Raw genomic sequence first — 23540 nt, 5'->3', positions numbered from 1 at the left:
CTGGAGGGTCTTCGACTGAGATAAAGGATATCCGGCTACGAACGAAGTGATTCCCTCTGTTGACTTATCGTAGGGAGGAGACCTGAAGTTTGCTAGGCGATAGGCGCTGGAGCTAGACAATAATTTACTATACTATTTGCTTTTTTTAACCGCATCTACAGTTTTCAAAGCCTTTTTCACATCATCATAAACACTATTTCCAACAATAATGGTATCGGCATATTGTGCCATTACCGCAGCTTCCTCTTCATTTGTAATACCGCCGCCATAAAATAGCTGAGTATTATGTAATGCTGCTTTTACGCTTTTCACAACATTAGGGTCCCCGTAGGAGCCACTATATTCTAAATAAAAAATAGGAAGATTGTAAATCCGCTCTGCCATACTTGCATAAGCCACAATATCATCCACTTCCAAATTCGTAATGGCTTCCGTTTGCACAGCGACCTTGGAATCGGCATTTAATACACAATAGCCTTCAACCATAATTTCATCCCAATTCATAATCGCACCATATTCTTTTACAGCCTCGTGATGCAATCCCACAATCCACTTTGTATCCGTACTATTAAGTATCGTTGGGATAAAATAAAAATCAAATCCCGGTGTAATCGATTCAATATTGGATACTTCTAAAACACATGGGACTTGATATCTTCGTATTCTTGAAAGCATATAGATCGTATTATCAAGTGTGACCCCATCCGTTCCGCCAATCATGACAGCATCCGTGCCGGATTCACAAATTAATTCCAAATCTCGATCCGAGATTTCTTTATTGGGGTCTATTTTAAAAATGTGTTTCCATTGTTTAATTTCATACATGAATTAGATCCTCCTGCTTACATAACTAAAATGTATTATACCAAATTTTTTTATCGAAAACTTACTACAGTACACTTATCTAGAAATTAACTGCGTATGCCCGTAAGTTCGGGTCATTTACCCAGAAATCTAATATAAAAACAGAAAAAGCCGACTCACAATTAGAAATCGACTTATTTTCAACCTTTTATTTACTTTTCGACTTCGACATCTTCGTTTTCGTTTTGAATCCGATCCAACGCCATCGTATAAGCATCGTTTCCATAATTCAAACATCTTTTTACTCTAGAGATTGTGGCAGTACTTGCGCCTGTTTCCGTTTCAATTTTGTGATAGGTAAAGCCTTCTCGTAACATTCGTGCAACTTCAAGTCTTTGGGCTAGTGATTGAATTTCGTTCACCGTACATAAATCATCAAAGAAACGATAGCACTCTTCAATATTTTCCAAAGAAAGAATGGCTTCGAAAAGCTGATCAAGTGATTTCCCTCTTAGTTTATCTATTTGCATGTCTTTCGTCACTCCTGTTCTAAAAATCAAAAGAAACCATTTTTTCTAGACCTGGACTAGTTGGAATCACATTTACCCATGTTTTACCTGGAACAAGCCCGGCTTCCTTGCCATCCATGTAAGGGATAATGCGGCCATTAACATTTTTCCATTCTACTTCATGCCTAATACCTAATTGAATTAGATAGCCTTTGCCGCTCCCGTCAAGATCGATATCTCTTCGTCCCGCACTATCAACAACCCTGTGCGGAGCCTCTATAATTAAAATATTATCCACAGTAATCGGAGTTTTTGTTTCACGGTCATTGTATTCTTTGCCGTTAACAAAACGTTGGTACTTTGCTGAATTCTCATCATATATAAAGCTCGTTTTATACGAATTCGAATAGGTTACCGCAACTTCACTAGCTTCTTCCCCACTTACAGTTTTCATTTCTTCTACCGATAAAAATGAGAAAGGCTTGATTTCTTTCGTAAGCGAGAAATTTCTTTTTTCAGCACCCTCTATCAATTTTTCAGCTGTCGTATACACGTTATGGGGGGCACTACGAAAGTTTGCCCGATAAAAAAACTGATCATCTGCATACCCTTTACGAACGATGCCTCCGATATAATCAGTAATTTCACGATACTGCAGCAAATCAAAGGCCTCCGGACTTCCACCATAATTAACGTAAATAGCCCCTAAACCTTTGCTCAAATAAATGTAATAATCCCTTGCACTGCGAACAGGGCCGACAACTTCAGGTAGTTCACTTTGAAAAACAGCCAAAAATCTAGTAACAGCACCTTCGGCCAAAATTTCATAGACGATATCCGCCTTATGCAGTCCTGACTGTGGGCGTGCCTTAGGGTGGTTGTTAACCATCACTGCAAATGCACGCTGATTAACTTCATTATATGTACCTATTCCCGTCAATGGATAGTACCCAGAAAACGGTATGTTTGATTTTTTTAAAATTTCTCCTCTTAACTGTGGATCTACATATTCAATAGCAGGTTGATCAACCGGGGTACCTGAAGTGCTTTTGCTACAGCCGGTTACAAAAATAGTAGCAATTGCTGCAACTGTGCATAATAATTTCATCGGATTCTTCATCTAATCCACGACCCTTTTTAAATGAAAGACATAACATCTATCTAATAAGACAAATACTATGTCTTTCTCTTTTATACTTTATCAGTTTAACGCATAATCGAAGGGAAGAGTATAGTTTTTTTCATAACATCGAAAATTCCTTGAGGTGTAACCCGAATATATGGTAAATGAGTTGATGATAAAAATAACAAAGTATATACTGGGTCAACAAACTTATAGCCTCTCTCTTTTAATAATGCAAACAATGTATTTTCTTCTTTTATTAATTCTTCAAGATTTTTAGAAGACATGATTCCGTTCAGCTTTAGTTCAATTTCATGAATAATTTCACCATTCTCCACAAGAACAAGACCGCCGCCAATTTTTTTCATTCTATTAAATGCTGTCAACATGTCTTTCTTATTCTTCCCAATTAATACGATATCACCTGTATTGGAATAAGAGCTTGCAAAACCACATACTTTGTTGGCAAATCCTTTGATAACAGTATTGATTCTCCATTTTCCGTTTTTGTCAACAAGCATTAAGAAGCTTTCATCATGGTCCATTGGCAGTTCATCCACAGAAACGTCAAAACCGATAGAATAAGGCTTCGTTATCACTGAGTTTATCATTTCCATTCCAAACGGCATTGAAAATTGCAAATCATCCGCTGTTAGTTCCCAATCTATTTTTAGCGGTTCCAAGCTGTACTTATCCCATGGGAATTCAGAAACATTAACGATTGGTTTACCGTCTCTTCGCACCCATTTCCCTTTAGCAATAACGGAAACCGGACTCGGATTTCTAATATCATCTAAAATATTTAAATGTGCGATTCTTCCAGGTCCAATCATACCATGAACATGATCAAGATCATAATGCTTGGCAACATTATAGGTTGCCATGTTATAAGCGTCTATTTCAGGGATACCTTTGTCAATGGCGATTTTTATCATTTTATCCAGGACCCCATCCTTGTAAAAGGCAGGTGGTGAACCGTCAGTTGTAAATGTTAATCGATCGAAATTATCGATTCCGAGTTCCAAGATTTCTTCTAAAATCTTAGGCAAGTCAGGGCGTATCGATGAGTACCGTAAAGAAGCCGTATAACCTTGGGTAAGCCTCATTAATACATCTTCACCTGTCATTGACTCATGATCACAATCTACACCCATCAGGCGCATTTTTGTAAGTGTTTTTTCAGATGCACCTGGTAAATGTCCTTCAATTGGCTTTCTTAATCTCTTCGTTTCTTGCATCCAATGAAGCAGTAAATCATCCCCGTCTAAAACCTTTGGCCAAGAGGTCAATTCCCCTCCCTGCATGACCAAATCATGTTCAAGCCATTCTTTAATATTTTCTGGAGAAAAAATTTGTTCCTCCCCCGGAATCTCTGTCTGCGGGTCATACCTGCACCACCAATACATGGAGCTTGGTAAACAATTTAGTTCATCAATCAAAGAAAACGCTTTCTTTTTAGGTAACATTAGTACAAGCATTAAGTTGTCGTTTATCAATGTTGTTGTTCCAGTTTGTGATGCATATTGAGCAAATGTTAGGGGATTATATAATTGAAAAGGATGAACATGTGGCTCAATATAACCAGGAACAACAAATTTATTTTCACAATCTACAAATTCGGTTTGCTCATAAATCTCAGGGAGATCGCTTCCTACGTATACAATGCGGTCTTCGTAAATCCAAATATTGGCCTTTAGCCACTTACGTAACGCTTGATTTAAATAGGTCGCATTTTTTAGTACGATTGATGGTGACTTTTTTCCATTGAGTATCGAAATTTGTTCACGGATGAGCTTTGTCCTCCATCGATAACGATCAGGCATAGTGATCCTCCATTCTCATAACACATTCGTACTCTTATCGTACCATATTTCTTAATTTAACGCACTAAAGAGGCTTAAGAATTTTTGACAAAATAAAGGAGGTAAAATTTTCTTTATGGTTAAACCTAATATTGGTACTATTAACGCCCTTATTCGCATGACATTCGGTTTTACAATGCTGGCATGGGCAACAGCAAAAATGGTAAAAAACCCTTGGCGCGATTCCTATTTCTGGGTTGCTGTCATGGCTGCCATGAAAGTGGCTGAAGGAATTACAAAATTTTGCCCTTTAACCGCTCTTTTTGAGCAATATCAGGATAAACAACAGGACAAAGTCCATGTCGAGGAAACACCATTGGCATTACCGGATGACATTACTGAAGGCATCACAAATCCAACATAAAAGTAAAAGTGGCTAACCATTGGGTTAGCCACTTTGATCTAATTTTCTATTGATGAGCCTTTGCATAAGCAATCGTGCGATAGCCTATATCCTTGCGATAAAATAGACCATCACAATGAACTTTTTCTAATTGTTTATAGAGTTGATTCTGTGCCTCAGCAAGGTCATTTCCTTTAGTCGCAGCAAGGAGGACACGTCCACCATTAGTTACAAAAGAGTCATCTCTTTTCTTCGTTCCTGCATGAAAAACAAAAATGTCATCTGACATAGCATGTAGGCCATGAATCACATGTCCTTTTTCATACTCATTTGGATACCCTGTTGCTGCAAGAACAACCCCTATTACAGCTTCATTCGACCACCTTAGTTCAACCGGCTTGTCATCTAAAATATCATTAATAAGCTCTGCCAAATCATTTTCAAGTCGAGGTAAAATAACCTGTGTTTCCGGATCGCCAAAGCGTGCATTAAATTCAATAACTTTTGGTCCAGTTGCTGTTAAAATAAGACCAGCATATAAAATGCCAGTAAAGTAACGATTTTCAGCAATCATCGCATTGGCTGTTGATTGTAAAATTGTTTTAAAGGCAGTATCAAGTGCTTCCTCAGGAATTTGCGGTACAGGTGAGTAGGCACCCATGCCACCTGTATTCGGACCTTGGTCCCCATCATAGGCGCGCTTATGGTCTTGAGAAATGACCATTGGATAAACCTTCTCTCCCTTCACAAAGGCCATAAAAGAAAATTCTTCACCTTCTAGGAATTCTTCAACAACAACCTTGCTGCTGGCTTCACCAAATTTCGCTTGATTCATCATCTCATCGATGGCAGCAAGTGCGTCCTCTAGTGTTAGCGCAACAACTACACCTTTACCCGCTGCTAAACCGTCTGCTTTAATAACAATTGGAGCACCTTGCTCCTCGATATAGGCTCTTGCCTCTTCGTAAGAAGTAAAGGTTTCATATTTTGCAGTTGGAATATTGTACTTTTTCATTAAATCTTTAGCGAAAGATTTACTTCCCTCTATGATTGCTGCCTCTTTACGCGGTCCAAAGGCACGCAATCCCGCCTCCTCAAAGCGATTGACAATTCCTTCTGATAAAGGGGCTTCCGGTCCGACAAAAGTTAAGGATACCTCCGCTTCCTTCGCAAAAGCAATAAGGCCGTTGTGATCATTTTCATCAATGGCTACCAGCTCGGCAACGTCCGTCATACCGTCATTACCAGGTGCTACATATACTTTTTCAACGTTTGGACTTTGGGCAAATTTCCACGCAAGCGCATGTTCACGACCGCCACGTCCTACAACAAGTACTTTCATTTGGACTACATCTCCTTTACTGAAACAAGGGGACGGTTCTCTTGTTTCATTTCTTGGAACACACGAACCATCCCCTTGTTCCTAATGTTTAAAATGACGAACTCCTGTAAATACCATTGCGATTCCGAACTCATCACATTTCTTAATGGAGTCTTCATCACGAATCGAACCACCTGGTTGAATAATCGCAGTGATGCCAGCCTTTGCTGCTTCCTCAACAGTATCTGGCATTGGGAAGAAGGCATCCGAGCCCATTGCTGAGCCGTTAGCTTTTTCACCAGCTTGTTCAATCGCAATTTTTGCTGAACCAACCCGATTCATTTGGCCAGCACCAACACCAATGGTCATATTATCCTTTGCTAATACAATCGCATTTGACTTAACGTGCTTAACAACCTTCCAAGCTAGCTCAAGATCCTTCCACTCTTCCTCAGTTGGCTCGCGTTTAGTTGGAATTATGATGGTTGCATCATCCAAACCAAATGTATCCTCATCTTGAACAAGAAGGCCGCCGTGAATCGATGTCATTTTCTTCTCTGGCTTTTTATCTTCTGCAAAAGAAAGTGTTAATAGACGTAAGTTTTTCTTAGAAGTTAAAATTTCCAATGCTTCTTCACTAAAGGAAGGAGCAATTATAATCTCTAGGAAGATCTCTTTCATTTTTAGGGCAGTGGCTGCATCCACCTCACGATTTGTTGCGATAATGCCACCAAAAATAGATACTGGGTCTGCTGCGTAAGCTTTGTCAAAAGCTTCTTCAACAGTTTCACCAACACCAACTCCACATGGATTCATATGCTTTAAAGCAACAACAGCAGGTTTCGTAAATTCTTTAACAATACTTAAAGCAGCGTCTGCATCGTTAATATTATTGTATGATAGCTCTTTTCCATGAAGTTGATTTGCTGCCGCAATCGAAGATTCTGAGCCTAATGGTTTTTTATAGAATGTAGCTTTTTGGTGTGGATTTTCTCCGTAACGTAAGTCTTGACGCTTTTCAAATGTTACAGTTAGTGATTCCGGGTCTTCTTCACCAGCCTGTTTTGTTAAGTATTCAGAGATAACCGCATCATAGGCAGCTGTATGACGGAAAACTTTTGCAGCAAGCTTTTGTTTTAGTTCCTTACTTACATCTCCAGTTTCCTTAATATCAGCTAATACGCGGTCATAGTCAAGAGGATCAACAACAACAGCAACATCACCATGGTTCTTGGCTGCAGAACGAAGCATTGTTGGACCACCGATATCAATATTTTCAATTGCATCTTCGAATGCAACATCCGGCTTCGCAATCGTAGCTTGGAAAGGATAGAGGTTTACTACAACAAGATCAATTGGAGTGATATTATGCTCCTCTAGCGCTTTACTATGTTCAGGATTATCACGAACCGCAAGCAATGCACCATGAATATTGGGGTGAAGTGTTTTTACCCGTCCATCCATAATTTCTGGGAATCCTGTTACTTCAGAAATTCCAATGACCTTCACACCATTTTCTTTTAAAACCTTGCTTGTACCGCCAGTTGAGATAACCTCAACCCCATTTTCAACAAGTGCTTGCACGAAAGGAACGATCCCTTCTTTATTAGAAACACTAACTAGTGCACGTTTAATTGCCATTACTATTTCTCCCCCTTAGAAAGACACGACTTTCCGCCCATAATGGCGGAAGTTGATGTCCTTTCTTATACTGATTTCCACCGAAATTTATACTTTCCTATCAGTGGAACATAATTTTTGTATAACACGTGGATATAATAAATGCTCAACTTGATGGATTTTCGCTTCAAGGCTTTCCCGTGTCTCATGTTCATCCATCTTCACCGCTTCTTGAGCAATGATCGGACCTGTATCCATACCCTCGTCAACATAATGAACCGTTACGCCAGTAATCTTCACCTTTGCTTGGAAGGCTTGTCCGATCGCATCTTTTCCAGCAAAAGACGGCAATAGGGACGGATGGATATTTACAATTCTTCCTTCATAGGCCGATAACAATGTTTCACCGATCAAACGCATGTACCCAGCGAGTACAATTAATTCTACTCCGCTCTCATTAAGCTTTTGTAAAATTTCTTTTTCATAATCTGTTTTTGAAGCGAAATCCTTAGGAGAAATCACCAAAGATGGTACACCCGCTTTATCTGCCCGCTCGATTGCATAAGCTCTTGGTTTATCACAAACCATCAAGACAATTTCCGCGGACAGCTGATTAGCCTTTGCTGCATCTACTAATGCCTGAAAGTTAGATCCGCTGCCTGATGCAAACACCGCTATTTTTTTCATTCTAGATTGCCTCCACTAAAGGAAACTCCTTCACCGTTTTTAACACGACCAATCTTATATGCCTTTTCACCAAGAGTTTCAAGTGTCGCTAAAACATCATCTGCTTCACTTTCATTAACAACCGCTACCATGCCGATGCCCATGTTAAAAACATTGAATAGATCTTTTTGCTTTAAGTTTCCAGTCTTTTCGATCAAATTGAAGATTGGCAATATTGGCCATGTACCATAATCGATTTCTGCAGCTACGCCTTCCGGAAGCATTCTAGGAATATTTTCAATAAATCCACCACCAGTAATGTGAGCTAAACCTTTTATATTAAACTTTTTGATTAATTCCAAAAGTGGTTTTACATAAATTTTTGTTGGACGGAGTAATTCTTCACCCAATGTACCGTTTAAGCCTTCATATGTTACATGAAGGTCAAGCTTCCCATCCTCAAGAAGGACCTTACGCACTAATGAGTAGCCATTACTATGGATTCCGCTTGAAGCGATCCCAATTAACACATCGCCCGCTTCAATCGTTGTTCCTGTAATCATCTTTGACTTTTCAGCAACACCTACAGCAAAGCCAGCTAGATCGTACTCATTTACATCATACATACCAGGCATTTCTGCTGTTTCTCCGCCGATTAGAGCACAGCCTGCCTGAACACAGCCATCCGCTACACCTTTTACTATCATTTCAATTCTCTCAGGAAGTGCCTTACCGCAGGCAATATAGTCTAAGAAATAAAGTGGTTCTGCTCCTTGAACGACAATATCGTTCACACACATGGCCACACAGTCAATGCCGATCGTATCATGCTTATCCATCATAAAAGCAAGCATTAGCTTCGTACCAACACCATCTGTACCAGAAATTAAAACCGGCTCTTTCACATTCATTTTTGAAAGATCAAACATACCACCAAAGCCGCCTAAACCACCAAGCACCTCAGGACGGACTGTTTTTTGAACATGTTTTTTCATGCGATTAACAGATTCATAGCCTGCTTCAATATCTACACCGGCGTTCTTGTAAGCATTTGACATGTCTTTTATCTCCTCTTTCAGCTATTTTTTTGCAACTTACAGGCCCCTACTTACGACGTCGGGGCCTTAGTTTTTTTTTGAGCCGCCATATTAGAATTTGTGGCTTCATCAGGAAAGACCTCAGTTGGATATTTGCCTGTGAAACATGCCAAACATTGACCGCAGTTTTCATCCTGGTCTTGTCTTCCAATTGCTTTTAATAACCCTTCTTTTGATAAAAACTCAAGGGAATCTGCGCCAATTTCCTGACGGATTTCTTCTATTGACATTGATGCAGCAATTAACTCTTCTTTTGAAGTTGTATCGACACCATAAAAACATGGAAACTCGATTGGTGGTGCGGTGATTCTTACGTGAACCTCAATTGCACCTGCATCGCGAAGTAGTTGAACGATTCTTCTACTCGTGGTTCCGCGCACAATCGAATCATCAACCATAACAACACGTTTCCCTTCCACAACACCGCGTACTGGTGACAATTTCATTTTCACACCGCGCTCACGCATTTCTTGTGTAGGTTGAATAAATGTCCTGCCAACATATCGATTTTTTATGAGTCCTAATTCATATGGAATGCCGGAAGCTTCCGCATACCCAATTGCTGCTGAAATACTAGAATCAGGTACACCTGTTACAACATCTGCTTCTACTGGTGCTTCTGCTACCATTTGTTTACCAAGGCGCTTGCGTGCACTGTGAACATTAATGTTGTCAAAATCGCTGTCTGGACGAGCAAAATAAATATATTCCATACTGCAAACTGCATGATTAGCATTCATTGTAAATCGTTCAGAACGCAAGCCAGTATCATCAATGATAATAAGCTCACCTGGCATTACTTCACGCTCATATGTTGCCCCAATAACATCAAACGCACATGTCTCAGACGCTAATACATAGGCACCATCAAGGCGTCCAATGGAAAGTGGACGAAATCCATTTGGATCAAGAGCAGCCAATAGTTTCTTTTCAGTCATAATAAGGTATGCATAGGCTCCTTTTAAAATGGACAATGCACTTTTTACTTGATCCTCTATGTTTCCAAAGCCAACCCGTCTAATTAAATGTGCTAGTATTTCTGTATCCGATGTCGTTTGAAAAATAGAACCTTGGTATTCTAATTGACTTTTTAATGCATCCGCATTCGTGAGACTTCCATTATGCGCCAAAGCTAAACTGCCGGTTTGTGAGTTAAATAGTAAAGGTTGAACATTTTCATAACCTTCTTCTCCGGCAGTAGAGTATCGTACATGACCAATAGCTGCTTTTCCAGTTAAACTATCCAATTCACCTGTACCAAACACTTCCGTTAAGAGGCCTGGGCCTTTGGATATTTTTAACGTTTCACCATCTGTTACGACAATTCCAGCACCTTCTTGGCCGCGATGCTGAAGACTGTGTAATCCGTAATAGGTTAAACGCGCTGCTTCAGGGTGTCCCCAAACTCCAAACACACCACATTCCTCCTTATGATTTTGATTTCAACAGGCATGGTATAGCTTCATGCCAAGCACGTTTAAGTTGCTCGGTTTCAGCTGATAACAACTCTACTTCTTTTTCGTCGACGAACGTTAAAACACCTGTTTGGGTAACTTCCCCAATTAAGCTGGCATCTTTTACAATCGCTTCAAATTGTTCTTGATTTTCCTTTTTAACTGTAACGATGAAACGTGATTGTGTTTCACTAAATAAGGCTGTTACAGCATCACCTTTGATTTGGACATCAGCACCTAACTTGTCATCATTCATTAAAGATTCCGCAATGGCAACAGCTAATCCGCCTTCTGCAATATCATGGGCTGATTGAACAAGACCGGATTTGATTGCAGATAGCAATTGCTGCTGGCGCTTAACTTCCAGTTCAAGATCAAGTTCAGGTGCTTTTCCGTAGATCTTCCCCTCAAGCATCTTTTGTAATTCACTGCCGCCAAATTCCGGTTTTGCTTCACCGATTACATAAATTTGATCTCCAGCTTCTTTGAAGCTTTGAGTCGTAATATGCTCAATATCTTCAATTAAACCTACCATACCAACAACAGGTGTCGGGTAAATAGCTTCCCCATTTGTTTCATTATAAAGTGAGACGTTTCCGCCGATAACCGGTGCACTTAATGCTTCACATGCTGCACTCATTCCATCTGTAGCTTTTTCAAGCTGCCAGAAGATTTCCGGCTTTTCTGGATTTCCAAAATTCAAGCAATCTGTAATCGCGAGTGGCTCACCACCGGAGCACACGATATTACGTGCAGCCTCACTTACAGCAATCTTTCCGCCTACTTCCGGATCAAGATATAAGTAGCGTGAATTACAATCTGTTGTCATTGCCAATGCTTTTCTTGTACCGCGAATTCTTAGTACAGCTGCATCAGATCCCGGTGCAACTACTGTATTTGTGCGAACCATATAATCATATTGATCATATACATATTCCTTGCTTGCAATGGTAGGCTGGCTTAATAACTGTACAAGCGTTTCTTTATAATCTATTACTGTTGGAACGTATGAGGCCATCCTTTGGAATTCACCATAATAAGCTGGCTCTTTAGATGGCTTATGATAGACGGGTGCATCTTCTGCAAGTGCATCTACCGGAACATCTGCCACTACTTCCCCTTTATGATATAAGCGGAGCATTTTGTCGTCGGTAACTTTTCCGATCGCTGTTGCTTCAAGACCATATTTATGGCAAATGTCAATAATCTCTTGCTCACGGCCCTTTTGAACAACTAATAACATACGTTCTTGTGATTCAGATAGCATCATTTCATAAGCAGTCATGCCTGTTTCACGCTGTGGGACTAAGTCTAAATTCATTTCAATACCGGAGCCTGCTTTGCTTGCCATCTCACTAGATGATGATGTAAGTCCAGCAGCACCCATATCTTGAATACCAACTAAGGCGTCGGATTTAATAATTTCTAAGCATGCTTCAAGAAGCAGTTTTTCCATAAATGGATCGCCAACTTGAACAGCCGGGCGTTTTGCTTCAGATGCCTCGCTTAATTCCTCTGAAGCGAATGTTGCCCCATGGATGCCGTCACGGCCTGTTGATGCTCCAACATAAAGAACGGTATTGCCAACACCTTTTGCCTGACCTTTCTTTATATCTTCATGATTGATCAAGCCTACACACATCGCGTTTACGAGAGGATTTCCCTCATAAGACGGATCAAATTGAATCTCTCCACCGACAGTTGGGATTCCAATACAATTTCCGTATCCCGCAATCCCATGAACAATTTCTTCGAAAAGATATTTCATGCGCGGTGTTGTGAGCTCTCCAAAACGAAGTGAATCTAGGATTGCTATTGGGCGTGCCCCCATTGAAAAGACATCACGGATAATCCCGCCAACCCCTGTTGCTGCCCCTTGATATGGCTCAATTGCTGATGGATGGTTATGACTTTCAATTTTAAAAACAACGGCTTGTTTGTCACCAATATCAACAATACCAGCACCCTCACCAGGTCCTTGCAATACACGTTCACCTTTAGTCGGGAATTTTCTTAAGACCGGCTTTGAGTTTTTGTAACTGCAATGCTCTGACCACATTACTGAAAATAGGCCTAGTTCTGTATAATTGGGAAGGCGTCCAAGAATTTTTTCGACCATTGCAAATTCTTCATCATTCAATCCCATTTCACGATATATAGCTTCTTCTTTAATTTGCGCTGCTGTTGGTTCAAGAAGTAACGACATGTGCTTCCCTCCATTTTTTCAAGATTGATTGAAATAGTTTAAGCCCGTCTGCACTACCTAATAATTCATCAACGGCACGTTCTGGATGAGGCATCATGCCTAATACGTTTCCTTTTTCATTGATAATTCCAGCAATGTCAGCTTTTGAACCGTTCGGATTCGTGCCATGGTAACGGAAGACAATTCGGTTGTTTTCCTCTAGTTCTTTTAAAGTCTCATCATCACACTCGTAATTTCCTTCGCCATGAGCGATCGGAACAGAAATAATTTCGGATTGTTCATAACCGCTTGTGAACATGGTGTTGTTATTAACGACCTCAAGATCAACCGGACGGCACATAAATTTCAAATTATTGTTGCGCTTCATCGCACCTGGAAGAAGCCCAGATTCCAACAATACTTGGAAGCCATTACATACTCCTAAAACCGGCTTCCCTTCTTCAGCTGCTTGTATAACAGCTTCCATTATGTTTGAGAAACGAGCGATGGCTCCACAACGTAGATAGTCTCCATAAGAGAAACCACCAGGTAGTAGAATTGCATCAAATCTGCTCAAATCTGACTCTGTATGCCAAACGTATTCTACTTCTTCCCCTAATTCATCCTTAATCGCATGATACATATCAATATCACAATTGGATCCTGGAAAAACGATCACTGCGAATCTCACTGAGCGACAACCTCCTCAATTTCATAACGATAATCTTCAATGACTGGATTTGCTAATAGACGGTCACACATTTCTTTAACTGTTTGTTCAACATCTGCTGTATTTTGATCAAGTGTTAATTCTAAATATTTACCAATACGGACATTAGTTACATCCTTGTAAGACATGCTGTGTAATGAATTTTTAACTGCTGCACCTTGCGGGTCTAAAACACTTTCTTTTAACGTTACATATACCTTTACTTTGAACATTGAGTTACGCCTCCTAAACGTTTTAAAATTTCTTCATAAGCATCTGTTAAATTACCTAAATCACGGCGGAAAATATCTTTATCAAGCTTTTGATTGGTTGCTTTATCCCAAAGACGGCATGTGTCAGGTGAAATTTCATCAGCTAAAATCAATTCACCTTTGTCTGTTACACCGAATTCAAGCTTGAAATCGACTAAAATCACATTTCTTTCTGCAAAAAATGGATCTAAAATGTCATTCACTTTAAGGGCCGTCTGTTTAATTTTTTGCAACTCTGCTTCCGTTGCTATTTCAAGATATTGAATGTGATCGTTATTAACGATTGGGTCGCCTAATGCATCGTTTTTATAATAAAATTCAACGATTGCGTTTTTTAGTTCAGTGCCTTCTTCGTTTCCTAATCTTTTTGCAAGGCTGCCTGCGATAATATTGCGAACTACGACTTCAAGCGGAATGATTTTTACTTTTTTTACAAGTTGCTCGGTATCAGAAAGCTTTTCAACAAAGTGGTTTTCAATGCCTGCCTCCGCTAACTTTTCAAAAAGCAATGTCGTAATTTGATTGTTCAAGCGGCCTTTTCCACTGATTTGCGCCTTTTTCTCACCATTAAAAGCAGTTGCATCGTCCTTGTACTCAACCCAAACGATATTTTCTTCTTCTGTGGTGTAAATTCTTTTTGCTTTGCCTTCATATAACAACTGCCCTTTTTCCACTAAAGACTCCCCCGTATTCGGAAATATGCGAAAATTTATATTAAAAAATATTATTTTTGATTGTCAGGCATCACAAACATGGATCGCTTTGTTATTGATACCTGACATCTATTTTAATTTACTTTTATTGAATACAAATTTTTCATTCCAAACCTAAACGCTCGAAGATCATATCAACATGCTTAAGGTGATAATTATAATCGAAGCAATCCTCAATTTCAGCAGAACTTAACTTGCTTGTGATTTTCTCCTCTGCCTCAACAAGTGATCTGAAAGGCACTTGCGTTTCCCATGCCTCCATTGCTTTTGGTTGCACAGTATCATAGGCTTCTTCTCTTGACATCCCTTTATCGATAAGCGCTAATAATACGCGTTGAGAATAAATTAAACCAAATGTTCTTTCCATATTGCGTTTCATATTTTCAGGGAATACTGTTAAGTTTTTCACGATATTAGCGAAACGATTTAACATATAGTTCAAAGCAATTGTTGCATCTGGTAGAATCACACGTTCAGCAGATGAATGAGAAATATCTCGTTCATGCCATAGTGGTACGTTTTCGTAAGCCGTCATCATATATCCACGAATCAGACGAGCAAGTCCTGCCATGTTTTCTGAACCAATTGGATTACGTTTATGTGGCATAGCTGAAGAACCTTTTTGACCTTTAGCAAAAAACTCTTCAACCTCTCTTGTTTCACTCTTTTGTAATCCACGAATTTCAACACCAAATTTTTCAATCGATGTTGCAATCAACGCTAATGTTGACATGTAGTCTGCATGGCGGTCACGTTGTAATGTTTGGGTTGAAATAGGAGAAGCTTTTAAACCTAAGTTTTCACATACATATTGTTCAACGAATGGATCAATATTGGCGTAAGTCCCAACGGCTCCTGAAATCTTGCCAACTCGAATTCCATCCGCTGCGTTTTTAAAACGCTCTAAGTTACGTTTCATTTCTTCATACCAAAGAGCAAGCTTCAAACCAAAAGTAGTCGGTTCTGCATGAACACCATGCGTACGGCCCATCATCACAGTTTTCTTATGCTCAATTGCTTTTTCTTTTAATATCTCAATAAAATTCTCAATATCTTTTTGAAGGATGTCATTGGCTTGTTTCACTAAATAAGAAAGTGCTGTATCAACTACATCTGTTGATGTTAAACCGTAGTGAACCCATTTTCTTTCTTCGCCAAGCGTTTCAGAAACGGCACGTGTAAAAGCAACAACATCATGTCTTGTTTCTAGTTCAATTTCATTAATCCGCTCAATGTTAAAGGATGCATTTTCACGAAGTTTTTTTACATCCTCCTTCGGTATTTCTCCTAGCTCAGCCCAAGCCTCACAAGCTAAGATTTCAACTTCCAACCATGCTTTAAACTTATTTTCCTCAGTCCAAATTGCTCCCATTTCAGGGCGGGTATAGCGCTCGATCATTAAATAATTCCTCCAGTTCCTTCGATGCCTAGCTTAATTATTATTCCATATATTTAAGGATTCATATTTATCTAAAGCTTCTTCAATAGTATTTGCAAGAATATTGAGATGACCCATTTTACGTTTTACTTTCGCTTCCGCTTTTCCATATAAATGAAGCTTGCAATCTGAAAACTGATCAATTTTCTCGAGAACAGGCTGTAGATGTTCCCCTAATATATTAGCCATCACAACCGGCTTCAATAAATCTGGTTTTCCTAATGGCCAATCACAAACTGCACGTATATGCTGCTCAAACTGCGAAGTCTCACAAGCGTTCAGTGTGTAATGTCCTGAGTTATGAGGTCTTGGCGCTAATTCATTAATAAAAATTTCACCATCGGTTGTTAAAAACATTTCCACCGCTAAAGTACCGACCATATTGATTGATTTTGCAAGATTAATAGCTTTTTCAGTTGCTTTTTGGGCGATTTGAGCATCAATTCTTGCCGGTACAATCGATTGTGAAAGAATGTTTTCAACATGAATGTTTTCAGCTATCGGAAAGGTATTAACTTCTCCAGATACGCTTCTTGTAACGATGACTGAAATCTCCTTTTCAAAAGACAGCCATTTTTCCAATACACATTGACCATGTGAAAGAAGTTTTTCAGCATCACTTCTATCATTTGTTTCTTTGATAACAGCCTGACCTTTTCCGTCATAGCCGCCTCTACATGTCTTTAACACGGCTGGCATTCCTAATTCTTCTAGTCCAGCCTGTAAATCTTCTATATTATTAACAAGAAAATATGGGGCAACCTCAGCTCCGCTTCGGACGATTGCCTTCTTTTCATTGGCACGATCTTGTGTTATTTTTATCAACTCACTGCCTTGTGGTAAATAAGCATTCTCTTCAAGCCACCCTAAGACAATGTGATCCACATTTTCAAATTCATATGTAATCACATCGCTGACCTCGGCTAATTTCTTAGCTGCATCCAGATCATCATAGGACGCAACAATTTCGATATCGGATACTTGCGCACACGGGGAATCCTTTGTTGGGTCCATAACTGCCACCCGATAGCCCATTTCTTTTGCAGCAATAGTCATCATTCGCCCCAACTGTCCGCCGCCGATAATTCCAATCGTTTGTCCAGGTACTATTCTTTTAGCCAAGTTGATCACTACTTTCTAATACAGCATTTCGTGTTGCAATACGTCTATTTACTAAGCGTTCATCGATTTCAGGAAATTGTGTCCCTAAAATTTGGGCCGCAAGTAAGCCTGCATTCATTGCACCTGCTTGCCCGATTGCTACTGTTGCTACCGGTACACCACCCGGCATTTGTACAATCGATAGCAATGAATCAAGTCCATTCAACGACTTTGATTGGACCGGAACGCCAATAACAGGTAATGTCGTCTTTGCCGCAACCATACCCGGTAAATGTGCCGCACCCCCGGCACCAGCGATGATAACTTTAATTCCTCTACCTTTTGCTGTTTCCGCATATTCAAACATTAAATCTGGTGTCCGATGGGCAGAAACTACTTTTTTCTCATAAGGGATTTGACATTCATCTAAAATAACACATGCATGTTCCATTGTTGGCCAATCAGATGTACTACCCATAATAACCCCAACTAAAGGTTGCTCCATGGAAAAAATCCTCCTACTAAATGAAATAAATAAAGTCCAGGGCAGATACTTTCATGAATGAGAAAGGAATCCACACCTGGACATGATTACATAAAGAAATAAAGAGAAATAGCCATTCCTTATGCAAGGGTCGTGCCACTGATGAAATATACCTTCCTCATAGTCCGATCATTTACGGTAATCGGGTAGAAACTTTCGGGCCTTATTCCCAATGATATATGAGGCGATGTTGGCTTTTCATTTTACCTTCTTAATTTTAACAAGCAATTCTTAAAAATGTCAACAAATATCGAACAATATTATTTTATTAAGATTTTAATGTTCGGTTTTTGCTTCACTTATTTTCTTGTTTCAATATACCTTCAAACACTATTTTTTGCTTATGGACCTTTTGAACGATTGTTTTTCCTTCTTTTACCTCGATAAACACTGGCTCTTCCATTCGCCTTACCGGCTGGTAGCCCTCTTTATCCATTCTGTCTAAACAATCGGAAATACTCTCATGATCCTCAACTTCAAACCTTTTCTTTTTTGGTTTATCGCTCATTGACCTAATCTCCCTTTTCGAACTGACTTCACCCAAAAACCGCCATAAATTGTTTTAGGTTCATAGGCAATGATAAATGCTTTTGGATCGATTTCTTTAATTAATTTGTATAAGGATTCTTCATACTTTCTTGGTGTTAAAATTTGCATGGCCAGCCGATCGCCTTCCATCCCATAAGCCATCCAGCTTGTCACGCCATATCCTTTTTCTCTAAGCAGCTTTGTGAAAGGCTTTTCCCACTCATTGGAAATTACATTCACGGTAATATAACCTAGTGCTAATTTTTCTTCTATCTTCATGCCTACTAAAACCCCTAAAGCATATCCCACGGCATAAGCAATCAAATTCTGAATCTGATCCAGATTGTCCAATACTAGACCTAAACCAACTACATAAATGACAACCTCAACTGAGCTTATCGCAGCTGCAAGGTACCGCTGACCCTTCAACGTTAAAATCATTCGAATTGTAAAAAATGATACATAGACAATATTTATAGAAAGAATAATGGCAACCATCACTACAGAGTTTTGCAGCATTCGGAGATTCCACCTTACCTAATGGTTTATTTCCCCTATTCTACAACATTCGACTATTTATGAAAAGGAATCCTCCTCATGTTGCATTTTAACTAAAAATCTCCTGTTAATTAGTACCAATTTGTCACAGATATCTGACATTAGACAATCACCCAAAACCACAAATAGCATATGATGAAAAATAGAATAGCAAAAGCAGGAAGGGGGCCTATATCCTATGGATCCATTTAAAAATTGGCAGGAATGGCATAAAAATATCGATACTTTTTTAGGTGACGGTTTTTTAAGCAGTTTTGAAAGCATTCTTCAATATAATCATTTCCCTCTAGTAAATGTATGTAAAACTGAAAATGAAATATTGGTAATAGCTAACATTCCTGGGTTAAATGATATTAACAACGTCGATGTGTATATTGATTACCAGTCACTCGAATTAAAGGGTGATATTAATTTACGTTACAAAGGCTATAACTTAGTTCAAGATGAGTTATTTAACGGGCATTTTGAACGAAGCATCGAGTTGCCATACCCTGTTAAGGATGACAGAATAGATGCCACTTATCAAAATGGTTTACTTATTATCCATCTTCACCGCCTAATTCCCGATGATATGCGGCGACAAAAGATTTCTATTAAGAAAATTGAAGAATAGGAAAAGCTGACAAAGAAAAAATGCCTGACATCATGTCAGACATTTTTTCTTTTGAGCGACCCACAGGGTCGGGAACTCTGGCCCAGGGATTTCTGACCCAGCCAACTTTATTGAATGGCAGCCTCAATTGCCTTTACCATCCCAGCAACGGAAACAAGTCCACCTCCGGATAAGTACCAATAATTAGGATCTAAATAAACGATATTTCCATTCTTATATGCTTTTGTATTTTTGATTAACTCGTTTTCGATCGTTTGTTTTGCAGAGGCATCACCGCCCACTACTGCATCACGGTCAACTACAAATAAGTAATCCGGGTCTTTTTCCATAATATATTCAAACGAAATATTTTGACCGTGTGTAGAAACTTCGATATTTTCATCTACAGCTTTTAAACCAAATACATCATGAACTAATCCGAATCTTGATCCTGGTCCGTATGCACTTAGGTTACCTGCGTTTGCTAAAACAATTAGGGCATTTTGACCACTTGCTGTTGCTTTTTCATGAAGGGATTTAATTGCTTCATCCACCTTGACGAGTTCTGCCTCTACTTCTGCCTCTTTATTAAAAATTTGACCTAATGTTATAGAGTTTTCTTTATATGAATCCATATATCTTGTGTAATCGACCCCCATGTGGATGGTTGGTGCAATTTTATTAAATTCCTCATAAAGATCAGCCTGACGATCTGAAATAATAATTAAATCTGGATTAAGACCGGCAATCGTTTCAAAATCCGGCTCTTTTAAACCTCCAGCATTCACATACTTAGAATCTTCATATTTTGATAGATATATAGGAATGGTGCCGCCTTGCGGAACAGCTGCTATCTCAACCCCAAGTTTATCCAATGTGTCTAATACACCGAAATCAAATACGACTACTTTCTCAGGATTTTTTGTAACAGGGGTTTCTCCAAGCTTGTGCTTAATCGTTAATTCAGTAGCTCCGGGCTCAGTTGCATTGTTTGCGGTTGTATTATTTTCTGTTTGCCCAGCTGGTTGACTTGAACTGCCGGTACCGCATGCTGCAGTAACAATTGTTAATACGAATACTAAAAATAATAATGCTAGCTTTTTCATTTACTTTCCACCTCTAAAATTTTTTTATTGTATTTTAACCTGCAAAATAAATCCCAATTTTGTTCTCGTTAATTGTTTCAATTTGGATATCCATATCATAAACCTCTTTCAAAACCTGCTTTGATATAATTTCCTCTGTAGTGCCCTCCTTGATCACTTTGCCACCTTTTAAAGCAACAATATAATCTGAATAACAAGAGGCAAAATTAATATCATGAATGACAATAACAACGGTTTTATCCAACTCATCAACTAGTTTTCGCAACACCTTCATGATCTGAACGGAATGCTTCATGTCTAAATTATTGAGCGGTTCATCCAAAAGGATATACTCCGTATCCTGAGCGATAACCATCGCAATATAGGCTCTTTGTTTTTGACCACCACTTAATTGATCCAGATATTTATGTTGGATATCTTTTAACTCCATATAGTTAATAGCTTCATCGACATATTTCCAGTCCTCTCTCGAAAGCCTGCCATGTGAATACGGAAAACGCCCAAAACTTACTAACTCCCTAATGGTGAGACGAATATTAATATGATTCGATTGTTTTAAAATAGCAATCTTTTTAGCAAGTTCATTGCTTTTCCAGCGGCTAAGTTCAGCTCCATCAACCAATACATCTCCATCATCCTTCGTAATCAAACGGCTGATCATGGAAAGGACGGTACTTTTACCGGCCCCATTCGGTCCAATAAAAGAAGTAATTTTTCCTTTAGGAATGTTAATAGAAACATTATCAATGACATTTTTACTTCCATATTGCTTCCTCAGTTTTCTTACCTCGATCATAATTTTCTCCCCCTCAAAAGAAGATAAATGAAATAAACTCCACCAATGAAATTGATGATGACACTTATCGTTGTTGAAAAAGTAAATACTCGTTCAACAAGCAATTGACCACCGACTAAGGCAATAATACTTATGAAGATTGAACCTAAAATCAACTGTGAATGACGGTATGTTTTTAAAAATTCATGAGCGACATTGACGACAAGCAACCCTAGAAATGTAATCGGACCAACAAGCGCGGTTGAAACAGAAACTAACACAGAGATAATGATTAACAGCCTTTTTACTACATAATCGTAATCAACCCCTAGATTTACAGCCTGTTCTTTTCCTAGAGATAAAACATCTAGGTATCTTGCAAACTTTTTAAAATAAATAGCAACGATGATTACAATAACGAACGATATGACGAGTAGGTCGGTATTTACATTATTAAAGCTTGCAAACATCTTATCCTGAACAACAAGAAATTCATTTGGATCAATGAGCACCTGCATAAAGGAAGAAACACTTTCGAAAAAAGTTCCAAATATTAACCCTACTAATAATAAGAAGTAAATATTTTGGCCTTCACGTTTAAAAAGAACCTTAAACAGCACCGCCGCAAAGATCATCATCAAGCCAACTGAGATGATAAAATTTATGTTTTTATCTGTAACCGTTTGGCTGGTAGACCCAAACATGAATATAATAAATGTTTGGATGAGCAAGTAAAGTGAATCCAAACCTATTAAACTGGGAGTCAAAATTCTATTATTCGTAATCGTTTGAAACACCATCGTTGAAAAGGCGATAACAGTTCCCGTTAACATAATGGCAAGAATCTTCTTCCCCCTACTTGGCAGGATGTAATCCCAATTGCTGCCGATGTCGACAAACAAAAATAGCGTTACTAATAAAGCTGATAATACGACAAGAACGATTATTTTGACCTTATTACTCATAAGCTTTTCTCCTCAATAACAGGTAAAGAAAGATTCCACTCCCAATGACGCCTACGGTTACGCCGATAGCAATTTCGTAAGGATAAATAATGACCCTACCTAGAATGTCACAGGCTAGCACAAACACTGCGCCCAATAATGCGGTATGCGGAAGATTTTTCTGAAGGTTATCCCCTTGATATATTGTCACAATATTAGGAATAATCAACCCGAGAAAAGGTATCATCCCTACGGTAAGCACAACTAATGAGGTAATTAAGGCGACAATTGTTAAACCAATATTAACAACCTGCTTATACTTCAGACCCAAGTTCGTCGAAAATTCTTCCCCCATCCCAGCAATCGTAAATTTATTTGCATAAAGGTAGGCAACAATCAATAACGGAATGCTGATGTATAGGAGTTCATACCGCCCTTGAATCATGAGTGAAAAATTTCCTTGCAGCCACGATGACATATTTTGAATGAGATTATTTTTGTAAGCAAAGAAGGTTGTCATTGAATTTACGATACTCCCAAACATTAACCCTACTAAAGGAATAAAGATGGCATCTTTAAACTTAATTTTGTCGAGAATTTTCATAAATAAAAATGTCCCCGCAAGTGAAAATACAAAGGCAATCAGCATTTTTTCAAGTGGTCCTGCTGAAGAAAACAGCATAAGCGAAACTAAAATCCCGAATCTTGCCGAATCCATTGTCCCGGCAGTTGTCGGTGATACAAACTTATTTCTGCTCAGCTGCTGCATAATCAATCCACAAACACTCATACCCATTCCTGCAATAATAATGCTCAATAAACGCGGTATACGACTGACATATAAGATTTGCGTTTGATCATTACTTAAATTGAAAATGTGCTTTGGAGATAGATCGGTAACCCCGATAAAAATCGAAGCCACCGATAATACAATTAACGCGAAAACAAGATATCGTTTTTTCATAACTTACTTTCCCCTGTAGTTTACTTCATCGATTTTATGTATATATTGTTAATTGATAATAAGATCGTCAGTTGATAATGAGATTCGTTATCATTTATAACCTATTTTTATCTTAACAGTAGTGATAATCATTGTCAATTAGAATTATGAAAATTTTGGGTGAGCCAGAGCCACAGGGTCGGGTTCTCTGTCCCAAAATATGCAAACAAAAAGAGTAGCATCTCTGCTACTCTTTTTGTTTGCTTGGCAACGTCCTACTCTCACAGGGGGACAGCCCCCAACTACCATCGGCGCTGAAGAGCTTAACTTCCG

At 38.9% G+C, this 23540-nt stretch carries 24 protein-coding genes, 1 rRNA gene and 1 riboswitch; of the genes, 2 read left to right on the top strand and 23 right to left on the bottom strand.

From position 1 onward, the window contains the following. Window positions 1-132: 132 nt before the first annotated feature. From pcrB to BAZO_RS10950, 4 genes are all read right to left on the bottom strand, one after another. Window positions 133-825, bottom strand: coding sequence for a heptaprenylglyceryl phosphate synthase (gene pcrB, locus BAZO_RS10965; RefSeq protein WP_003331577.1), 693 nt, complete (start codon window positions 823-825; stop codon window positions 133-135). 191 nt (window positions 826-1016) lie between these two features. Beyond that, on the bottom strand, window positions 1017-1334 hold the full coding sequence (locus BAZO_RS10960; RefSeq protein WP_003331576.1) for a YerC/YecD family TrpR-related protein: 318 nt from the start codon (window positions 1332-1334) through the stop codon (window positions 1017-1019). Window positions 1335-1353: 19 nt separating this feature from the next. Then, window positions 1354-2433 (bottom strand): DUF3048 domain-containing protein, encoded by a 1080-nt coding sequence (locus tag BAZO_RS10955; protein ID WP_003331575.1) that lies wholly within the window; start codon window positions 2431-2433, stop codon window positions 1354-1356. Between the two features lie 86 nt (window positions 2434-2519). Further along, window positions 2520-4259: an adenine deaminase C-terminal domain-containing protein gene (locus tag BAZO_RS10950; protein ID WP_003331574.1), complete on the bottom strand. Its 1740-nt coding sequence runs from the start codon at window positions 4257-4259 to the stop codon at window positions 2520-2522. Window positions 4260-4374: 115 nt separating this feature from the next. Here BAZO_RS10950 and BAZO_RS10945 point away from each other — a divergent pair, with 115 nt between their 5' ends. Further along, a complete protein-coding gene (locus BAZO_RS10945) occupies window positions 4375-4662 on the top strand; it encodes a YgaP family membrane protein (protein ID WP_003331572.1) in 288 nt (95 codons plus the stop codon). Window positions 4663-4708: 46 nt separating this feature from the next. Here the strand turns inward: BAZO_RS10945 and purD are convergent, their stop codons facing one another. The 14 genes from purD to BAZO_RS10875 all read right to left on the bottom strand — a co-directional run bounded on the left by purD (window position 4709) and on the right by BAZO_RS10875 (window position 18808). After that, window positions 4709-5983, bottom strand: a complete 1275-nt coding sequence (purD, locus tag BAZO_RS10940) for a phosphoribosylamine--glycine ligase (protein WP_003331571.1) — start codon at window positions 5981-5983, stop codon at window positions 4709-4711. 81 nt (window positions 5984-6064) lie between these two features. Continuing rightward, complete coding sequence (purH, locus tag BAZO_RS10935) at window positions 6065-7603, bottom strand: bifunctional phosphoribosylaminoimidazolecarboxamide formyltransferase/IMP cyclohydrolase (protein WP_003331570.1); 1539 nt, start codon at window positions 7601-7603, stop codon at window positions 6065-6067. An 87-nt stretch (window positions 7604-7690) separates the two neighbouring features. Further along, a complete protein-coding gene (gene purN, locus BAZO_RS10930; protein ID WP_003331569.1) occupies window positions 7691-8269 on the bottom strand; it encodes a phosphoribosylglycinamide formyltransferase in 579 nt (192 codons plus the stop codon). Then, window positions 8266-9306, bottom strand: a complete 1041-nt coding sequence (gene purM / locus BAZO_RS10925) for a phosphoribosylformylglycinamidine cyclo-ligase (RefSeq protein ID WP_003331568.1) — start codon at window positions 9304-9306, stop codon at window positions 8266-8268. Before purM ends, purN begins: the two co-directional genes overlap by 4 nt. Before the next feature lie 50 nt (window positions 9307-9356). Then, window positions 9357-10760: an amidophosphoribosyltransferase gene (gene purF / locus BAZO_RS10920; RefSeq protein ID WP_003331567.1), complete on the bottom strand. Its 1404-nt coding sequence runs from the start codon at window positions 10758-10760 to the stop codon at window positions 9357-9359. Between the two features lie 13 nt (window positions 10761-10773). After that, a complete protein-coding gene (gene purL / locus BAZO_RS10915) occupies window positions 10774-13005 on the bottom strand; it encodes a phosphoribosylformylglycinamidine synthase subunit PurL (protein ID WP_003331565.1) in 2232 nt (743 codons plus the stop codon). After that, on the bottom strand, window positions 12989-13675 hold the full coding sequence (purQ, locus tag BAZO_RS10910) for a phosphoribosylformylglycinamidine synthase subunit PurQ (RefSeq protein ID WP_003331564.1): 687 nt from the start codon (window positions 13673-13675) through the stop codon (window positions 12989-12991). The genes purL and purQ overlap by 17 nt, the downstream gene beginning before the upstream one ends. Next, entirely contained in the window at window positions 13672-13926 is a 255-nt protein-coding gene (gene purS, locus BAZO_RS10905) for a phosphoribosylformylglycinamidine synthase subunit PurS (RefSeq protein WP_003331563.1), read from the bottom strand. The genes purQ and purS overlap by 4 nt, the downstream gene beginning before the upstream one ends. Further along, window positions 13914-14639: a phosphoribosylaminoimidazolesuccinocarboxamide synthase gene (gene purC, locus BAZO_RS10900; protein ID WP_003331562.1), complete on the bottom strand. Its 726-nt coding sequence runs from the start codon at window positions 14637-14639 to the stop codon at window positions 13914-13916. Before purC ends, purS begins: the two co-directional genes overlap by 13 nt. Window positions 14640-14781: 142 nt before the next feature. Further along, complete coding sequence (purB, locus tag BAZO_RS10895) at window positions 14782-16077, bottom strand: adenylosuccinate lyase (protein WP_003331560.1); 1296 nt, start codon at window positions 16075-16077, stop codon at window positions 14782-14784. Between the two features lie 33 nt (window positions 16078-16110). Next, window positions 16111-17238, bottom strand: a complete 1128-nt coding sequence (gene purK / locus BAZO_RS10890; RefSeq protein ID WP_003331559.1) for a 5-(carboxyamino)imidazole ribonucleotide synthase — start codon at window positions 17236-17238, stop codon at window positions 16111-16113. After that, entirely contained in the window at window positions 17231-17722 is a 492-nt protein-coding gene (purE, locus tag BAZO_RS10885; RefSeq protein ID WP_003331558.1) for a 5-(carboxyamino)imidazole ribonucleotide mutase, read from the bottom strand. Before purE ends, purK begins: the two co-directional genes overlap by 8 nt. A 140-nt stretch (window positions 17723-17862) precedes the next feature. Then, window positions 17863-17964: riboswitch (purine riboswitch) on the bottom strand. A 92-nt stretch (window positions 17965-18056) separates the two neighbouring features. Beyond that, window positions 18057-18269 (bottom strand): NETI motif-containing protein, encoded by a 213-nt coding sequence (locus BAZO_RS10880; protein WP_003331557.1) that lies wholly within the window; start codon window positions 18267-18269, stop codon window positions 18057-18059. Continuing rightward, entirely contained in the window at window positions 18266-18808 is a 543-nt protein-coding gene (locus tag BAZO_RS10875; RefSeq protein ID WP_003331556.1) for a DUF2179 domain-containing protein, read from the bottom strand. The genes BAZO_RS10880 and BAZO_RS10875 overlap by 4 nt, the downstream gene beginning before the upstream one ends. A 217-nt stretch (window positions 18809-19025) precedes the next feature. Here BAZO_RS10875 and BAZO_RS10870 point away from each other — a divergent pair, with 217 nt between their 5' ends. Then, the gene (locus BAZO_RS10870) at window positions 19026-19460 is read left to right on the top strand and encodes an Hsp20/alpha crystallin family protein (RefSeq protein WP_003331555.1); all 435 of its coding nucleotides are present in this window, start codon (window positions 19026-19028) and stop codon (window positions 19458-19460) included. 107 nt (window positions 19461-19567) lie between these two features. Here the strand turns inward: BAZO_RS10870 and BAZO_RS10865 are convergent, their stop codons facing one another. The 5 genes from BAZO_RS10865 to rrf all read right to left on the bottom strand — a co-directional run. Continuing rightward, a complete protein-coding gene (locus BAZO_RS10865; RefSeq protein WP_003331554.1) occupies window positions 19568-20545 on the bottom strand; it encodes a siderophore ABC transporter substrate-binding protein in 978 nt (325 codons plus the stop codon). Window positions 20546-20579: 34 nt separating this feature from the next. Continuing rightward, window positions 20580-21341 (bottom strand): iron ABC transporter ATP-binding protein, encoded by a 762-nt coding sequence (locus tag BAZO_RS10860; RefSeq protein ID WP_003331553.1) that lies wholly within the window; start codon window positions 21339-21341, stop codon window positions 20580-20582. Further along, window positions 21338-22285: an iron chelate uptake ABC transporter family permease subunit gene (locus BAZO_RS10855; protein ID WP_003331552.1), complete on the bottom strand. Its 948-nt coding sequence runs from the start codon at window positions 22283-22285 to the stop codon at window positions 21338-21340. Before BAZO_RS10855 ends, BAZO_RS10860 begins: the two co-directional genes overlap by 4 nt. Further along, window positions 22278-23228 carry an ABC transporter permease gene (locus tag BAZO_RS10850; RefSeq protein ID WP_003331551.1) on the bottom strand — a complete coding sequence of 317 codons (951 nt, stop codon included), beginning with the start codon at window positions 23226-23228 and terminating at the stop codon, window positions 22278-22280. The genes BAZO_RS10855 and BAZO_RS10850 overlap by 8 nt, the downstream gene beginning before the upstream one ends. A 241-nt stretch (window positions 23229-23469) precedes the next feature. Further along, window positions 23470-23540: ribosomal RNA gene (rrf, locus tag BAZO_RS23430) — 5S ribosomal RNA — on the bottom strand; the annotation flags it as partial.

This window comes from Schinkia azotoformans LMG 9581, assembly GCF_000307855.1.
GTDB lineage: Bacteria > Bacillota > Bacilli > Bacillales > Bacillaceae_J > Schinkia > Schinkia azotoformans.
This window is presented reverse-complemented; position numbering and strand designations above follow the sequence as displayed.

Coding starts and splice junctions, on each gene's coding strand:
- pcrB (WP_003331577.1), bottom strand. CDS start 825: ATGTATGAAATTAAACAATGGAAACACATTTTTAAAATAGACCCCAAT.
- BAZO_RS10865 (WP_003331554.1), bottom strand. CDS start 20,545: ATGAAAAAGCTAGCATTATTATTTTTAGTATTCGTATTAACAATTGTT.
- purL (WP_003331565.1), bottom strand. CDS start 13,005: ATGTCGTTACTTCTTGAACCAACAGCAGCGCAAATTAAAGAAGAAGCT.
- BAZO_RS10960 (WP_003331576.1), bottom strand. CDS start 1,334: ATGCAAATAGATAAACTAAGAGGGAAATCACTTGATCAGCTTTTCGAA.
- BAZO_RS10870 (WP_003331555.1), top strand. CDS start 19,026: ATGGATCCATTTAAAAATTGGCAGGAATGGCATAAAAATATCGATACT.
- purM (WP_003331568.1), bottom strand. CDS start 9,306: ATGTCAAATGCTTACAAGAACGCCGGTGTAGATATTGAAGCAGGCTAT.
- BAZO_RS10945 (WP_003331572.1), top strand. CDS start 4,375: ATGGTTAAACCTAATATTGGTACTATTAACGCCCTTATTCGCATGACA.
- purD (WP_003331571.1), bottom strand. CDS start 5,983: ATGAAAGTACTTGTTGTAGGACGTGGCGGTCGTGAACATGCGCTTGCG.
- BAZO_RS10850 (WP_003331551.1), bottom strand. CDS start 23,228: ATGAAAAAACGATATCTTGTTTTCGCGTTAATTGTATTATCGGTGGCT.
- purE (WP_003331558.1), bottom strand. CDS start 17,722: ATGGAGCAACCTTTAGTTGGGGTTATTATGGGTAGTACATCTGATTGG.
- BAZO_RS10880 (WP_003331557.1), bottom strand. CDS start 18,269: ATGAGCGATAAACCAAAAAAGAAAAGGTTTGAAGTTGAGGATCATGAG.
- purH (WP_003331570.1), bottom strand. CDS start 7,603: ATGGCAATTAAACGTGCACTAGTTAGTGTTTCTAATAAAGAAGGGATC.
- purB (WP_003331560.1), bottom strand. CDS start 16,077: ATGATCGAGCGCTATACCCGCCCTGAAATGGGAGCAATTTGGACTGAG.
- purN (WP_003331569.1), bottom strand. CDS start 8,269: ATGAAAAAAATAGCGGTGTTTGCATCAGGCAGCGGATCTAACTTTCAG.
- BAZO_RS10855 (WP_003331552.1), bottom strand. CDS start 22,285: ATGAGTAATAAGGTCAAAATAATCGTTCTTGTCGTATTATCAGCTTTA.
- BAZO_RS10860 (WP_003331553.1), bottom strand. CDS start 21,341: ATGATCGAGGTAAGAAAACTGAGGAAGCAATATGGAAGTAAAAATGTC.
- BAZO_RS10950 (WP_003331574.1), bottom strand. CDS start 4,259: ATGCCTGATCGTTATCGATGGAGGACAAAGCTCATCCGTGAACAAATT.
- BAZO_RS10955 (WP_003331575.1), bottom strand. CDS start 2,433: ATGAAGAATCCGATGAAATTATTATGCACAGTTGCAGCAATTGCTACT.
- purS (WP_003331563.1), bottom strand. CDS start 13,926: ATGTTCAAAGTAAAGGTATATGTAACGTTAAAAGAAAGTGTTTTAGAC.
- BAZO_RS10875 (WP_003331556.1), bottom strand. CDS start 18,808: ATGCTGCAAAACTCTGTAGTGATGGTTGCCATTATTCTTTCTATAAAT.